Here is a 15,259-nt window from a genome sequence, read left to right as displayed (position 1 = left end):
TCGGGTCGCTTCACCGGCCGGAGCCGTTCGCCGCGCCCGGTTCGTCCGAGGTGGTGCGGGCGTCGCCGTGGTCGGCCTGGCCCTTCGTCATGTACCGCATCAGGTGTTCCTGGGTCGCCTCGGCGCGCGGCACCTCGGCGGTGACCCGGCCGGCGGAGAGGGTGTAGATGCGGTCGCAGAGCCCGAGCAGCTCGGGCAGCTCCGACGAGATGACCAGGACGGCCTTACCCTCGTCGGCGAGCCGGTTGATGATCGAGTAGATCTCGTACTTGGCACCGACGTCGATGCCCCGGGTCGGCTCGTCCAGGATCAGCACGTCAGGATTCGTGAAGATCCACTTAGACAGTACGACCTTCTGCTGGTTGCCGCCGCTGAGCTTGCCGGTCACGCTCAGCACGCTCGGCGCCTTGATGTTCATGCTGGCCCGGAACTCGTCGGCGACCTGGTACTCCCGGTGGTCGTCGACCCACCCGCGCCGGGCCAGCAGGCTCAGGCCGGCGGCCGAGACGTTCCGCTTGATGTCGTCGATCAGGTTGAGGCCGTACCGCTTGCGGTCCTCGGTGGCGTACGCGATGCCGTGCCGGATGGCGTCCCGCACCGACCGTACGCTGATCTCCCGACCGTCCTTGACCAGCCGGCCGGAGATGTTCGTCCCGTACGAGCGCCCGAAGACGCTCATCGCCAGCTCGGTCCGGCCGGCCCCCATCAGCCCGGCCAGCCCGACGATCTCGCCGCGCCGCAGCGTCAGGTTGGCGTTCGACACCACCATCCGGCCGTGCTGGGTGGGACTGTGTACCGTCCAGTCCTCGATCCGCAGTACCTCGCTGCCGATCCTCGGCTCGCGCGGCGGGAACCGGTGGTCGAGGTCCCGGCCGACCATCCCGGAGATGATCCGGTCCTCGGTCACCTCGTCGGAGCCGGTCTCCAGGGTCTCGATGGTCCGGCCGTCCCGCAGGATGGTGATCCGGTCGGCGACCGCCGCGATCTCGTTCAGCTTGTGCGAGATGATCACACAGGTGATGCCCTGGTCGCGCAGGCCGCGCAGCAGGTCGAGCAGGTGCGCCGAGTCCCGGTCGTTGAGCGCCGCGGTCGGCTCGTCCAGGATCAGCAGCCGGACCCGCTTGGACAGCGCCTTGGCGATCTCGACGAGCTGCTGCTTGCCGACGCCGATGTCGCTGACCAGGGTCACCGGGTTCTCGTAGAGCCCGACCCGGGCCAGCAGCTCGGCGGCCTCGTGGTTGGTCCGGTTCCAGTCGATCAGGCCACGGCTGGCCCGCTCGTTGCCGAGGAAGATGTTCTCCGCGATGGAGAGCTGCGGGCAGAGCGCCAGCTCCTGGTGGATGATGACGATCCCGCGCCGCTCGCTGTCCCGGATGTCGGCGAAGGCGCAGGGCTCGCCGTCGAAGAAGATTTCTCCGGAGTACGAGCCGTGCGGGTAGACCCCGGAGAGCACCTTCATCAGGGTGGACTTCCCGGCGCCGTTCTCGCCGCAGATCGCGTGGATCTCACCCCGGCGCACCGAGAGGCCGACCTCCTGGAGGGCGCGTACCCCGGGGAAGGTCTTGGTGATGTCCCGCATCCGCAGAATGTCGTCGGTCATGCCAACGGATCGCCTCCCGGCTCGATGGGTGAGGATATGTTCCCGTCACGGGTGCGGCGGCCGCACCGGGGGTTCACCCCGGGGCGACCGCCGCCCGGGTACGACTACTGGATCTGTTCCGGCTTGTAGTAGCCGGTGTCGATGAGCGTCGCCTTGTAGTTGGCCTTGTTCACGATGACCGGGTCGAGCAGGTACGAGGGCACGACCTTGTTGCCGTTGTCGTAGTCCTTCTCGTTGTTGACCTCGGGCTTGTTGCCCTTGAGCACCGCGTCGGCCATCTTCACCGCCACCTCGGCGAGCTGCCGGGTGTCCTTGTAGATGGTCGAGTACTGCTCGTCGGCGATGATCGACTTCACCGAGGCCACCTCGGCGTCCTGCCCGGTCACCACCGGGTACGGCTGCCCGCCCGTACCGTAGCCGTTGCTCTTCAGCGCCGACAGGATGCCGATCGACAGCCCGTCGTACGGCGACAGCACCCCGTCGACCTTCGCCCCGCCGCTGTACGTCTTGGTCAGCAGGTCCTCCATCCGGCGCTGCGCGGTGCCGGCCTCCCAGCGCAGGATCGCGACGGTCTTGAAGTCCTTCTGCCCGCTCTTCACCACCAGGGTGCCCTTGTCGATGTACGGCTGGAGCACCGACATCGCGCCGTTGAAGAAGAAGGTGGCGTTGTTGTCGTCCGGCGAGCCGGCGAACAGCTCGATGTTGAACGGACCCTTCGCGGTGCCGTCCGAGCCGTCCTCGTTCTTCAGCTTCAACCCGACCAGCAGCGAGGTCGCCTGCTGCACCCCGACCTTGAAGTTGTCGAAGGTGGCGTAGTAGTCGACGTTCGGGCTGTTCCGGATCAACCGGTCGTACGCGATGACCGGGATCTTGTTGTCCGCCGCGTTCTGCAACTGGGTGGTGATGGCGGTGCCGTCGATCGAGGCGATGATGAGCACCTTGGCGCCCTTGGTGATCTGGTTCTCGATCTGGTTGACCTGGGCCGGGATGTCGTTCTCGGCGTACTGGAGGTCGACGGTGTAGCCGAGCTTCTCCAGCCCCGCCTTGACGTTGTTGCCGTCGTGGATCCACCGCTCGGAGGACTTGGTCGGCATCGTCACCCCGACGAGCGCCCCGGCGTTGTCGCCGGAGCCACCCTCCTCGTCCACGGTCTTGGTGCTCGATCCGCACGCGGTGAGCGCGACGGCCAGCGTGGCCGCGCCGGCCACCGCCGCGAGCCGGACAAACTTCATATGCTCCTCCAATTCCTGGTACGGCGTGCGGGTCAGCCCCGGCCGGGCAACCCTTGGGCGAGTCGGTGGTAGGCCTGGTTCCAGCGCAGCCGGTCCCGGAAGTCGGCGGTCGTGGTCCGGTCGTCGATCATCACGAGTTCGGTGTGCAGCATGTCTGCGAAGTCCCGCAGCGTGGCCGAGCTGACCGACTGGGTGAGTACGGTGTGGTGCGGGCCGCCGGCGGTGAGCCACGACTCGGCGGAGGTGCTGAGTGACGGCGCAGGCTTCCAGACCGCGCGGGCGACCGGGAGCCGGGGCATCGGCTCGTCCGGCGGTACCACCTCGATCTCGTTGGCGACCAGCCGGAACCGCTCGCCCAGGTCGGCCATCCCGATCACCACGCCGGGGCCGGCGGCGGCGTCGAAGACGAGCCGGACGGGATCCTCCCGGCCGCCGATGCCGAGCGGGTGGATCTCGCAGGACGGGCGCTCGCCCGCGATGCTGGGGCAGACCTCCAGCATGTGCGCGCCGAGGATCTTCGGCTCGCCCGGTCCGAAGTGGTAGGTGTAATCCTCCATGAAGGACGTTCCCCGGGGCAGGCCGGCGCCCATCGCCTTGACGGCGGCGAGCAGGGTCGAGGTCTTCCAGTCCCCCTCGCCGCCGAAGCCGTAGCCGTCGGCCATCAACCGCTGCACTGCGAGACCGGGCAGCTGGCGCAGCCCGCCGAGGTCCTCGAAGTTGGTGGTGAACGCCCCGAACCCGCCCTCGGTCAGGAACTCGCGCAGCCCGGCCTCGATCCGGGCGGCGTACCGCAGCGACTCGTGCCGGTCACCGTCCTTGGCCAGCTCGGGTGCGAGCCGGTAGCTGTCGGCGTACTCGCCGACCAGGCGCTCGATCTCCTGCTCGGCGACCCGGTCCACCACCTCGACCAGGTCGTTGACCCCGTAGGTGTTCACCGAGACCCCGAAGCGCAGCTCCGCCTCCACCTTGTCACCCTCGGTGACGGCGACGTCGCGCATGTTGTCGCCGAACCGGGCCAGCCGGAGGTTGCGCAGGTGCGCGTAGCCGAGCGCGGCGCGGGCCCACTCGTCGATCCGGGCCACCACCGTCGGGTCGGAGGCGTGTCCGGCGACGGTCTTGCGGGCCAGCCCGAGCCGGGTCTGGATGAAGCCGAACTCCCGGTCGCCGTGCGCGGCCTGGTTGAGGTTCATGAAGTCCATGTCGATGGACTCCCAGGGCAGCGCCTCGTTGAGCTGCGTGTGCAGGTGCAGCAGGGGCTTGCGCAGCGCGTCCAGCCCGCTGATCCACATCTTGGCGGGCGAGAACGTGTGCATCCAGGCGATGACGCCGAGGCAGTGCGGGTCGGCGTTCGCCTCCAGCAGCACTCGGCGGATCGCCGACGCCTCGGTGAGAACTGGCTTCCAGACGATCTCCGCGACGATCCTGCCCGAGCCGGTGAGCGTCTCCAGGATCTGCTGCGACTGGGACGCGACCTGGTCGAGGGTCTCCGGACCGTACAGGTGCTGGCTGCCGGTGAGGAACCAGATCTGCGGGTGCGTGGCCGGCGGCATGTCCACCTCTCCTACCTGGGGCATGGCTTGCTGCCACCCCCGACGTCTGGTCGCGATCACGTCGCGAGCCGAGTGTTACCGCTAACATTGGAGCAGTCAAACGGTACACCGTAACGCTTCAGTAACGGGAGAGCGGGGAATCCGCAGGTCCCTGCGCCGAGACGATGAGCGGTCGCTGTGGCACGTTGAACGGTCGATCCACGCCCCGGATCCCGGACCCGCGAGCATCGCCCGGCCGACCGGATGAACGGCCCGAACCGCGCCCTGACGAACGGCCCGAACCGCGGCCCTGCCCCGCCGGCCGGGGCGCCGGGAAGCAGTGGTCGCGCCGGGAGTAGCCGTCCGGTACGCAGACTGTCGAGCTGGGTGCACAGACGGGGCACCCGGAGCCGCGCGGTCGGGGACCGGACAACCCCGGAAGTGGGCGCACAAGCGGGGCAGCTCGACAGTCTCCCCGCCAGCTACTCCCCGCCAGCTACTCCCCGCCAGCTACTTCTGCCGATCTCGCTGTCGCCTTCCGCCGATCTCGCCGTCGCCTTCCGCCGCCCCGCCCTCCCCTCGCCCCCGCCGCCCCCGTTGAGACCTCGGCGAGCCCGACGAGACCGCCGACGCTAGCGTGGTGCGGGTGACCCGGATCCTGCTCGTGCCCGGACGCGGCCGACCCAGGTCGGAGCACTGGATGTGCCGCCTGGCCGACGCGAATCCGGACTACCGGTGGGCGCCCTATCCGCCCGGCCCACCCTTCACCCTGGCCGAGCGGGTCGCGGCACTGGACGAGGCCGTCCGGGCCGCGCCGGAGCCGGCGGTGCTGGTGGCACACAGCGCAGGCTGCCTGACCGTCGCGGCGTGGGCGGCCCGGCACACCGGCCCGATCCGGGCAGCCCTGCTGGTGACCCCGCCGTACGTCGACCCGGCGTGGGAACCCGACCCGAACGGCCCACCGGACGACGGGGTCTACGGTCCCGTACCGCACACCCGGTTGCCGTTCCGGTCGATCCTGGTGGCCAGCCGGACCGACCCGTACACGACGTTCGCGCAGTTCGAACGGTACGCCGAGGCGTGGGATGCCGAGCTGTACGACGCGGGCGACGCCGGGCACGTCGAGACGGCGAGCGGATACGGCCCCTGGCCGGCCGGCGAGCGGCTGATCGACCGACTCCGGCAGCCCCCGGAGTAAGCCGCCCGGAATCCGCCGGCAAAGTCCACTGTCGTCCCGCCGCGCCCGACACGCTGAGTCAGCACTCAGGTACCATCACCCGGCGGCCGGGGCGGGCGTTGCCGGGTCACCGGCCCTCGGAGGGGCTTCGGGCGCACTGGTCCCGCCTCGCTAGGATCCGCAGGGAGCGAAGCGGAAGTGGGTTGGGATGCAGCCAGTGGGTCCGTACCAGTTCATCGAGGCGGTCAGCCTGTGCCAGGTCGGCAGCGTCTGGTCCGCCATCGACGGGCAGGGCAACTCGTACACGGTGGCCGTGCTGGACGCCGCCGTGGCGGGTGACCAACGGTGGCGTGACGCGTTCGCCGGCACCGCCCAGGCGTTGGCCCAGCCCAGCGCGGGTGGCCCCCGGTACGTGCACGCCGAGTTCGCCGCCCCCGCGCCGTGGGTCGCCTATGCTGCGGGCGAAGCCGGCGGCGGCGAACGGCTCTTCGCCGCGCTGGGCATGGAGTGCCGGCCGGCGCAGGAGGGCCTCGGGGACGGCGATTCGCCGACCATGAAGACCGCCGCCGCACCGGTGGACGGCACGGCCCCGAACGGTTCCGCCGGTCCGGACGACGACGAGCTGGCCACCCCCACCACCCGGCTCACGCCCGGCGTACCGGCACCGAACCCGTGGCAGGCCGGGCCACCACAGTCGACCCCGGGAGTGAACGCGACCCCGGTGGCGACCCCGACATCGGCACCGCCGCACCAGACCTCCGCACCACCGCACCAGACCTCGGCACCGCCACACCAGGTCTCGGTGCCGCCGCACCAGACCTCGGCGCCGCCACACCAGGTCTCGGTGCCGCCGCACCAGAGTTCCGGGCCGCCCTACCAGGTCTCGGTGCCACCGGACCAGAGTTCCGGGCCGCCCTACCAGAGCTCGGTGCCGCCGTACCAGACGTCCGGGCCGCCCGACTCGATCTCCGGGCCGCCGCAGCCGCTGCCCGAGATGCCCAGGCCGTACTCCGCCGAACCGGCCACGGACGTCTCCGGTTACGACCCGCTCTACTCGCCGGTGCGGCACATCGTGCCCTCCGAGCCCAAGCCGCGCCGCAACTGGCTCTGGGTGGCCGTCGCCGTGGTGGTCGTCCTGGTGCTGGCCGGTGGCGGGACCATCCTCGCCGTGAGCCTCTCCGGCGGCGACGGCGGTGACGACCCGCCGCCGGACGCCAAGCCGAGCGCCAGCAGCCTACCGCCGCCGGCACCGACGAATCCGCCGCTGCAACCGGGCCTGGAGCCGCCGACGCCGGGATCCTGGCCGACGAAGTGGCCGACGTTCACCGAGCGGGACGAGGTGCGCACCCTGCCGGACCTGGAGGGTCTGACCTTCACCGTCAAGGTGCCGAGCGGCTGGCAGTGCGTGCTCTCCGGCCGGGCGCAGGGGTTCACCAAATACAACTGCGGGGTGCCGCCGGGCAGCGACAACCCGGAGTTCGGCGGGGAGCTGGTCGTGCGCGACTGCGCGCAGCCCTGTGACGAGGCGCAGCAGGTCGCGATGCGGCAGGCCGAGGAGGCGTGGGGCAAGCGGTGGATCCGCAGCGGACAGTTCTCCGCGTACGTCGAGACGAACACCTTGCAGGAGAACGGTGAGCAGCGGCACGGGCTGGTAGTGGTCGCGTACTTCAGGAGCGGCAGCGAGGGCGTCGTCGACCGGCAGCTGGTGCTGCGGATGACCGCCCCCGTGGACGGCGCCCTGGAACTGCGCCGGGTGGCGACCTACCTGCGGGAGACCCTGATCTTCTGAGCACCGCACAGCCGGGTGGGAAGGGGCGGGTCAGCCCGCGGTCTGTTCGGCGATCCAGCCGGTCAACCGGCGCGCGAACGCCTGGTGGGAGAAACCGGCGGCGTGCGGCGGCAGCCGGTCGAGGTCGAGTTCGTCGAGTCGGCGGACCAGGGGCACGAAGTCGGCCGCGGCCAGCGAGTCGACGAGCAGCCCGGTCTGCCCGTCGACGACCGTCTCCAGCAGCCCGCCACGGCGCAGCCCGAGCACCGGAGTACCGCAGGCCTGCGCCTCCACCGGGATGATGCCGAAGTCCTCGTGCACCGGGAAGAGCAGGGCGCGTGCTCCCCAGTAGAGCCGGCGGAGCCGCTCCCGGTCGGGCTGCACCTCGAACCGGACCGGGACGGCGGCCCGCGCGGCGGCCCGGCGCAGGTGCGCCTCCGCCGGCCCCGAGCCGGCGATCACCAGCGGCATCCCGGCGGCCCCGGCGATCGCGATGATCAGGTCGAAGTTCTTGTACGGGATCCACCGTCCGACCCCGAGCAGGTAGTCCCGGGACTGCTCGCGGTCCGCCTGCGGCGCAGCGGAGAAGAAGTCGGTGTCCACCGGCGGGTTGACGACAGTCGCGTCCCGCCGCCAGTAGCGCGCGATCCGGTCCCGCACCTCCCGGGAGTTCGCGGCGTACGCGTGCACGTGCCGACTCAGCCGCAGGTCGGCGGCTTGCAGCACCCGCCGGGGCGCGGCCAGCAGCGGGTTGGCGCCCCGGCCGTCGAAGGACGGGCTCCAGATGTAGCGGGCCGGCGAGTGCACGTAGCTCAGGTAGCGGGTGTGTTCGGGAGCGCCCAGCCGGACGGTGTGCGCGAAGGCGTGGCTGGACGAGATGACCACGTCGAACCGCTCCCGGCTGAGCGTCCGCCAGACCAGCGGCATCAACGGCAACGCCACCGCCTTGGTACGCCGCAGCGGCGTCCGGGCCAGCCACGACTCCCGCAGCTCCGGCTCGACGACACCCTCGTCCTTCCAGAGCACGAACCGCCGGGCGTGCGGCAGTTGCGCCGCGATCTGCCGGAAGACGTTCTCCGAACCGCCGGTGGCGCCGAACCACTCGTGCACCACCGCCACCGACCGGTCCGCGAGCAGCCTCGGCACCGGCCCGTCGGCGGCGTCGGGGCGGGCGGTTCCGGTGTCCTGGTCGCGGACCTCTCCGGCTGTCATCTCGATGCTCCATCCGACGGACTGGAAGACGGGCTGGCAGGCGGACCGCAAGGCAGGCCGCAAGACGGGCCGTCAGGCGGGCCGAACCTGGTCTCCATCGCTCACACCCCGCTCTTCCGCCCGGCCAGTCCGGTGAGCCGGGCCCAGATGCCGAGCAGGAAGGTCCGGCGCAGTCCGGGCAGCAGCGCGGCGTAGCCGACCCAGACCAGCAGGATCCCGAGGCAGGAGGCGACCAGCCGGAGCAGGCCCGGCCCGGCGAGCAGGTAGCCGAGCGCACCGGCGGCGACCGTGCCGGGCAGCAGCGCGGCGGCCAGCTTCAGGCTGAACCCGAGCACGCCCAGCAGGCGGGCCGAGACGAGGAACATCAGCAGCCCGCCGACCGAGGCCGCCACCCCCAGGGTGAGCGCACCCCAGTGCCGGAACAGCAGCAGGTTCAGCCCGGCGGCGGCGGTGTAGGAGATTGCCATCACGATCGCGACCTGGAAATTCCGGCCCCGGGCGTTCAGCACCTTGACCAGGGTGTAGCCGATCACCTGCGCCCAGATGCCGAGCGCGAAGCCGAGCAGCAGGGTGGCGGAGATCCGTACCGCCTGCTCGTCGAACTCGCCGCGCGCGTAGAGCAGGGTGACGATGCCGGTGCTGTTGAGACAGAGGATCAGCGAGAGCGGCACGGTCACGAAGAGCACCGGCGGCAGCAGCCGGCGCAGGCCGCCGGCCACCGCACCCGGCTCCATCCTGGCGAACGAGGCCAGTCCGGCCAGCCCGAGCGGGGCGGCGAGCAGCGCCATGCAGGAGTCGACGACGAACCGGGCGTACTCGGTCGCCGCGACCACCTCCACGCCGAGCAGTGAGCCGACCGCCCGCTCCACCCCGATCGAGCCCTGCAGGATCACCGGGATCAGCAGCAGCGGCCGGAGCCGGTGCCAGAACATCCGCAGGGCGAGCCGCCGGCCGGACCCGTCCGGCAGCCGCGCGTCCGGATCGCCGTCGACCCCGGCCAGGTAGCCCCGGCGCCGGACCCAGTAGATCCCGAAGAGCCAGAGCAGCACGTACGGCACGGTGAAGCCCCAGGCGAGCAGCTCGACCCGGCCGGTGAGGTAGGCCAGCAGCGTCGCGGCGATCAGTCCGAGACTCTGCGCCGACGGGCGGATGTTGATCAGGCGTACGTCGTCGTGCGCCAGGCCGACCAGGGTGTGCAGGTTGTAGTGCACGTAGCACGGCACCGCCAGGGCGGCGATCCCGAGCATCGTCGCGGCGATCCGGGCGGTCTCCGGGTCCAGGCCGGGCGCCAGCAGGTCGACCCAGGCGGCCCGGCCGAGCAGCAGTGCCACGGCGAGCAGCAGCGAGAACGCGGTGAGCAGCGACCGTACGGTGCGGTAGAGCACCAGGGCCATCGCCGGCCGCTCGGTGCGGTACTGCACGTACAGCGGCAGGAACCCGGCGGAGAGCGCGTCCGCGGTGAAGAAGTTGATCGGGATCAGGGTCGCGGTCAGCGCGACGCGGTTGGCCGCCACCACCCGGCCGGCGCCGAATAGCGCCGCGAGCAGCACCTCGCGGAGCAGACCGAGCACCTTGCCGGTCACCCCGCCGAGCAGCAACCGGAAGAAGATCCTGGTCACGGTGCTCCGGGCCGGCCGGCGAGCTCGTCGAAGAGCGTCAGGTAGCTGCGGGCGCAGTGCGCCAGGGTGAGTTCCTCGGGCAGCAGGCTCGACCGGGGACCGGCAGCCGGCGGCATCCCGGCCAGGATGTCGGCGAGGGCGCCGGCATCGGCGGGGTCGACCGGGTGCAGCACGCCGGCCAGCGAGTCCGGGCCGGTGGCGCCGGTCGGAAGTACGCAGGGCAGCCCGCCGGCCAGCGCCTCCAGGATCGCCATCGGCAGCCCCACCTCCAGCCGCGCCGTGGTGAGCAGGGCGACGTCGGCCGCCGCGTAGTACCGCCCGACCTCCTCCGGCGGCACCCGGCCGACGAAGGTGACCAGCTCGGCCAGCCGCAGGTCGCGGACCAGGGCGCGCAACCGGCCCTCGTCCGGGCCGTCGCCGACCAGCAGGAACCGGAACCGGTCGCCGTGGCCCCGGTCGCGCAGTACCGCCGCCGCCCGCAACGCCCGGTCCAGCCGCTTCTGCACGTGCAGCCGGCCGACGCAGCCGACCACTGTGACCCGGTCGTCGACGCCGAGTGCCGCCCGCAGCTTCCGGCGCTCCTCGACACCGCCGGTCCCGGCCGTCGGGCGTACCCCGTTGGGGATCAGCCGGATCCGGTCCGGCCGGACCGCCCAGCGCTGGGGCGCGGCGGCCAACGAGTCGGCGACCCGCCCGCCGACCGCGACGACCCGGTCGAAGTCCCGGTACCGGACCAGGTCCCGGGCCAGCCAGCCGACGTTCTTCGGCGCGGTGGCCAGCGACCGCAGGTTCCCGGCCCGCAGCTTCGACCCGATCTCCATCGTCGAGGTGCCGTGCGCCTGCAACACGAACGGCGTACCCGGGTGCCGTCCCCGGGCCCGGACCACCGAGTACGCCCCGGCGCTCACCGACAGCACCGCCCCGGGCGGCGTCGCGCAGGCCACCCAGTACGCCCGGGACTCCCGCCACCAGGCGGTGGAATACCGTCCGGGCCGGGTACCGGCCAGCGGCACCACCTCGACCCCGTCCGCCGCGAACGGGCCCGGCACCCCCGGGATGGCCGTGGTGACGACCCGGACCTGGCGGCCCTGCCGGGCGAGTTCGGTGGCGAGACTCCAGGCCAGTGTCTCCATCCCGCCGGTGTGGTGGTGCGGGGTTGCCCGGGAGAAGACCATTATGGACTCGGTCATAGCAGCGTCCTGTAGAGCGATTCGAGCCTGTCGGTCTGGCTGCGCAGGTTGAAGCGTTCGACGGCCGTCCGCCGGCCCGCCTCGCCGAACCGCCGGCACAGGTCAGGGTCCGCCAGCAGCGCGGTCAGCCGCTCGGCGAGCCCGGCGACGTCCCGCTCGGCCACCAGATAGCCGTCGGTGCCGTCGGTGACCGCCTCGGCGATCCCGCCGTGCCGGGTGCCGACCACCGGCCGCCCGCTGGCCGCCGCCTCCAGCAGCACCGTCGGCAGCCCCTCCTGGTCGCCGGAGGCGGCGGTGACGCTCGGCTGGCAGAGCAGCCGGGAGCGGCGCAGCCAGCCGAGCGTTTCCGGATGCGGCAGCGCGCCGAGGAACCGTACCGCCGCCGCGATGTCGAGCTGTGCGGCGAGCGCGTCCAGCGACTCCCGCAGCGGCCCGTCGCCGACCACCACCAGTTCGGCGTCCGGCACCGCCCGGCGTACCACGGCGAACGCCCGCAGCAGGTCCGCGGTGCCCTTCTTCTCCACCAGCCGGGCCACGTGCAGAATCCGGGGCGTCTCGACCGGCCCGGCCGGCGCGATCAGGTCGACGTCGACCCCGGTCGGCAGCACGACCAGCCGGTCGGCGGGGTAGCCCCAGTCCAGCGCCCTGGCCCGGATGTGCTCGGAGACGCAGACGAACCTCGCCCCGGCGTCGAAGAGTTCGTTGCGCCAGGCGACGTAGTTGACCCAGGACGTCTTCCGGGAGGCCAGCAGCCGGGACTTGGTGATCGTCACGTCGAACCCGTGCAGGGTGGTGACAAGCGGCACGCCGAGTGCGCGGGCCAGCGGCACCACGTAGACGCCCTCCACCCCGAAGTGTGCGTGCAGCAGTGCCGTGCCGCGTTCGGCCAGCAGCCGGCGCAGCGGCTCCGACCGGCGGGTCAGGGTGTAGCCGAGCACCGCCGCCCGGCCGAAGTCGGCGACGCTCACCGTGTCGGGTCGGGCCGGGCCGGCGCCCGGTCCGACCGCCGGTGCCGGGCTAGCCGAGCTGGCTGGCGGCGGGTTCGGGATCGGGTCCCTCGCCACGAACAGCGGGTGGAAGCTCCGCATCGCCAGGGCCTGGCTGGTGATGAACGTCTCCGACGGCCGGAACTGCTGGTGGCGTACGACTGCCACGGTCGGGGTGGCTGGCACTGTCCTGGGTCTCCTCGGCAACGGGCCGGACGAGGTAGGCGATCAACAGCGAGACGATCGGGATCAGGTGGATGTCGCCGAAGACGTCGGTGTTCTCGCCGAGTCCCTGGACCAGGATCCAGCCGATCGCCGTGCCGGCGCAGATCACGAAGGCTTGCCCGCCGCGGCCGTCCGACAGCCGCCGGGCGACGAGCCGGAACGCGGCGCCGAAGAAGGCGACGGTGAGCAGCAGCCCGGCGAGGCCGGTCACCGCCCAGGCGCCGAGCAGGATGTTGTGCGGCGGGAAGACCCGCCAGATGTCGTGCCGGTCGGCGTAGTCGGCGAACCCGACGTCCCAGCCGCCGTAGCCGAGCCCGAGCAGCGGGCTGTCCCGGAACGCCTCGGCACCGAACTGCCAGATGGCGGTCCGGCCGACGAACGCCTCCACCAGGGCGTCCAGGAAACCGCGGTTGAGGGCGAACAGCAGCACCACGGCCGCCGCCAGCGGCACGGTGCCGAGCAGCAGATAGCGCCGGACGGCGGGGGTGGCGTACCGGCGCAGCCAGTGCAGGGCGTACGCGGCGGCGGGCAGCGCGAACACCAGTACCGTGGCCGACTTGGAGCCGGTGAACGGCACCGCCAGCAGCGCCAGTACGCCGACCACCCGCAGCCAGCGGGTCCCGGTCAGCGCCGCCAGGGCGAACGCGGCGAGGCCGTTGACCCCGAGGAACATCGCCGCCACGTTGGCGTTGATGAAGACGCCACCGGCCTTCGCCGGGTCCAGCACGTTGTTCGGGTTGTCCCCGAAGAGCGCCGCGACGGTGTTCTGCCCGGCGAAGAGGCCGCCGATCGAGTGCAGGTAGTCGTCCTCCAGGCCGGGCAGCAACCGGAATCCGACCACCAGGGCGGCTTCGAGCAGCACCCACGGCCAGTACCAGAGGTGCAGCCGGCGCAGTGCCGCGGCGCCGCCACCGGCCACCGCCACCATCAGCACCACCGTGACGACGAACTGGCCGAGCAGCGTGATGGACTGCAACCCGGCACGCGGCTCGGGTGACCAGGCCAGCGCGAGCAGCCGGAGCGCCAGCAGGGCCAGCAGGATCCGGACCAGGGCCAGCCGGAGCAGCCCGCGGGCGAGCCCGCCCCGGGTGGCGAGCAGGACCACCGGGGCGAGCAGCAGCGCGACAACGGTGCCGAGGGCGATGTCGACACTTCCCCTGGGCAGCAGGTAGAGCTGGGGCAGGGCGAGGACCAGTACGACTGTCGCCAGGACGGCGAGCCGGTGCGGCCGGGCGGCGGCGCGGGCCAGCTCGTCGCCGAGGCGGCGGGCGGCCGGCAGCACCCTAGGCACCGGGCGCCCCGGTCACCGGTGTCGGCTGCCCACCGGCTGCCTGGCCGGCGATGCCGCGCAGCAGCTCGCCCCGGGCCCGCCAGCCGAAGTCGCGGGCGTGACCGACCCGCGCGGCGATCTCCGGGTCGGTGGCCGGCGCGAGGGCGCCGAGTACCCGGGCGACGAAGTCGTCGACGGAGTCCGCCACGCCGATCGCGTCGCTGCCCCGGGCCGCCCGGACCACGTCCGGCACCGCGGTGCTCACCACGGACAGCCCGGCCGACAGGTATTCGTAGCACTTGAGCGGGCTGACCCCGGTGGTGTACGGGTTCAGCGCGTACGGCACCAGACCCACCGTGGCGGTGCCGGCCACCTCGGCCAGCTCGTCGATGCCGAGCACCCCGAGGTAGCGCGCGCCGAGCCGGACCAGCTCGGCCAGTTCGGTGTCGAAACCGCCGCCGCCGGCCGCGACCGGACCGGCGAGCAGCAGCTCGCCCCGGCCGCGCAGCCCCTCGGCCAGGGCGCGCAGCAGCGGGTAGTCCAGTTTGTGCGGTGACAGGTTGCCGGCGAAGAGTGCCGCCGGACGGCGTTGCGCGGCGGGGCGACCGGCGGCGGCGAAGACGTCCACGTCGGCGACGTTCGGCAGCACACGCACGTCCGGGAAGCCGGTCGTGCGCAGGTGCGCGCCGACGGCCTCGCTGGTGGCGATCGCCGGCCGGGCCAGCGCGGCCAGCCGGCGTTCTCCGGCGGCGACGGCGACCGCGTCGACCCCGGGGAAGGTGCCGAGCAGGTCCACGCAGTGGTAGACGGTGAAGTCGGCGTACCGTTCGAGCCCGTACGTCACCGGGGTGAACGTCCACAGCCCCCGGGGTCGCGGGCTGTTCCGCCAGGCGGTGACCGCCCGTTCCAGCAGGATCCGGTTGACCAGCCGGGTCGGTCGGCGGTGCACCGGCACGATAAGCGGCGAGACGATCCGGGCCCGCTCCGGGACCGGCCGGTGCGTCGTACCGGCGTGTCCGCGCACCCGGTTGCGGACCCGGCGGGCGATCCGGCTCAGGTCGCGGGCGTCGAGCCGCACGCGGCGCAGGCCGAGCGACTCGACGAAGTGGGTCTCGAAGTCGCGGGCGAACTCCCGCACCACGTAGTGCTGGTTCGTCGCGATCTGCGCGCTCCACTCGGCGGTGCCCAGCACCAGCATCGTCGGAGTCGTTGTGTCCACGGAGGCGCACTGCTGCACCAGGGTACCCTAGGGGAGCGGGCGGCACGGCCGACAGCCACCCTCGACGCCGACCCGCTTTACTCGGGTTTGTCCGCCGGAATCCACTCGGGTCTGTCCGGGAAGAACCCGTCGACACGCACCCTCCACACCCGACCCGGCACCGGTCCGGCCACCGGCACTGGCTGCCGTTTTCCGCCGGTCGCGACGCCGGTCGGGAGGGTTTGCCGCTGTC

11 protein-coding genes are annotated in these 15,259 nt (G+C 72.2%); 2 read left to right on the top strand and 9 right to left on the bottom strand.

Annotation, left to right across the window (positions count from 1 at the left end; genetic code table 11):
* Positions 1-10: 10 nt before the first annotated feature.
* The 3 genes from mmsA to araA all read right to left on the bottom strand — a co-directional run bounded on the left by mmsA (position 11) and on the right by araA (position 4,382).
* Complete coding sequence (gene mmsA, locus ACN28A_RS29540) at positions 11-1,600, bottom strand: multiple monosaccharide ABC transporter ATP-binding protein (protein WP_421400638.1); 1,590 nt, start codon at positions 1,598-1,600, stop codon at positions 11-13.
* 104 nt (positions 1,601-1,704) lie between these two features.
* Positions 1,705-2,832: a multiple monosaccharide ABC transporter substrate-binding protein gene (gene chvE / locus ACN28A_RS29535; protein WP_421400635.1), complete on the bottom strand. Its 1,128-nt coding sequence runs from the start codon at positions 2,830-2,832 to the stop codon at positions 1,705-1,707.
* 32 nt (positions 2,833-2,864) lie between these two features.
* Positions 2,865-4,382, bottom strand: a complete 1,518-nt coding sequence (araA, locus tag ACN28A_RS29530) for an L-arabinose isomerase (RefSeq protein WP_421404698.1) — start codon at positions 4,380-4,382, stop codon at positions 2,865-2,867.
* A gap of 625 nt (positions 4,383-5,007) precedes the next feature.
* On the opposite strand from araA, the gene ACN28A_RS29525 reads away from it, so the two are divergent.
* Both ACN28A_RS29525 and ACN28A_RS29520 read left to right on the top strand, forming a co-directional pair.
* On the top strand, positions 5,008-5,559 hold the full coding sequence (locus ACN28A_RS29525) for an RBBP9/YdeN family alpha/beta hydrolase (protein WP_421400632.1): 552 nt from the start codon (positions 5,008-5,010) through the stop codon (positions 5,557-5,559).
* A 187-nt stretch (positions 5,560-5,746) separates the two neighbouring features.
* Positions 5,747-7,327: a hypothetical protein gene (locus tag ACN28A_RS29520; protein ID WP_421400630.1), complete on the top strand. Its 1,581-nt coding sequence runs from the start codon at positions 5,747-5,749 to the stop codon at positions 7,325-7,327.
* Between the two features lie 30 nt (positions 7,328-7,357).
* Here the strand turns inward: ACN28A_RS29520 and ACN28A_RS29515 are convergent, their stop codons facing one another.
* From ACN28A_RS29515 to ACN28A_RS29490, 6 genes are all read right to left on the bottom strand, one after another.
* Positions 7,358-8,518, bottom strand: a complete 1,161-nt coding sequence (locus ACN28A_RS29515) for a glycosyltransferase (RefSeq protein WP_421400627.1) — start codon at positions 8,516-8,518, stop codon at positions 7,358-7,360.
* Between the two features lie 101 nt (positions 8,519-8,619).
* A complete protein-coding gene (locus ACN28A_RS29510; protein WP_421400624.1) occupies positions 8,620-10,137 on the bottom strand; it encodes a lipid II flippase MurJ in 1,518 nt (505 codons plus the stop codon).
* Positions 10,134-11,327: a glycosyltransferase family 4 protein gene (locus tag ACN28A_RS29505; protein ID WP_421400622.1), complete on the bottom strand. Its 1,194-nt coding sequence runs from the start codon at positions 11,325-11,327 to the stop codon at positions 10,134-10,136. The genes ACN28A_RS29510 and ACN28A_RS29505 overlap by 4 nt, the downstream gene beginning before the upstream one ends.
* Positions 11,324-12,391 (bottom strand): glycosyltransferase, encoded by a 1,068-nt coding sequence (locus ACN28A_RS29500; RefSeq protein ID WP_421400620.1) that lies wholly within the window; start codon positions 12,389-12,391, stop codon positions 11,324-11,326. The genes ACN28A_RS29505 and ACN28A_RS29500 overlap by 4 nt, the downstream gene beginning before the upstream one ends.
* Positions 12,345-13,829, bottom strand: a complete 1,485-nt coding sequence (locus tag ACN28A_RS29495; RefSeq protein WP_421400617.1) for an O-antigen ligase family protein — start codon at positions 13,827-13,829, stop codon at positions 12,345-12,347. The genes ACN28A_RS29500 and ACN28A_RS29495 overlap by 47 nt, the downstream gene beginning before the upstream one ends.
* Entirely contained in the window at positions 13,822-15,027 is a 1,206-nt protein-coding gene (locus tag ACN28A_RS29490; protein WP_421400614.1) for a glycosyltransferase, read from the bottom strand. The genes ACN28A_RS29495 and ACN28A_RS29490 overlap by 8 nt, the downstream gene beginning before the upstream one ends.
* Positions 15,028-15,259 lie beyond the last annotated feature (232 nt).

The sequence above is a fragment of the Plantactinospora sp. WMMB782 genome, from assembly GCF_049179135.1.
Classification (GTDB): domain Bacteria; phylum Actinomycetota; class Actinomycetes; order Mycobacteriales; family Micromonosporaceae; genus Plantactinospora.
Note: the sequence above shows the minus strand (reverse complement) of the source record. Positions and strands in the feature narration are given on the sequence as shown.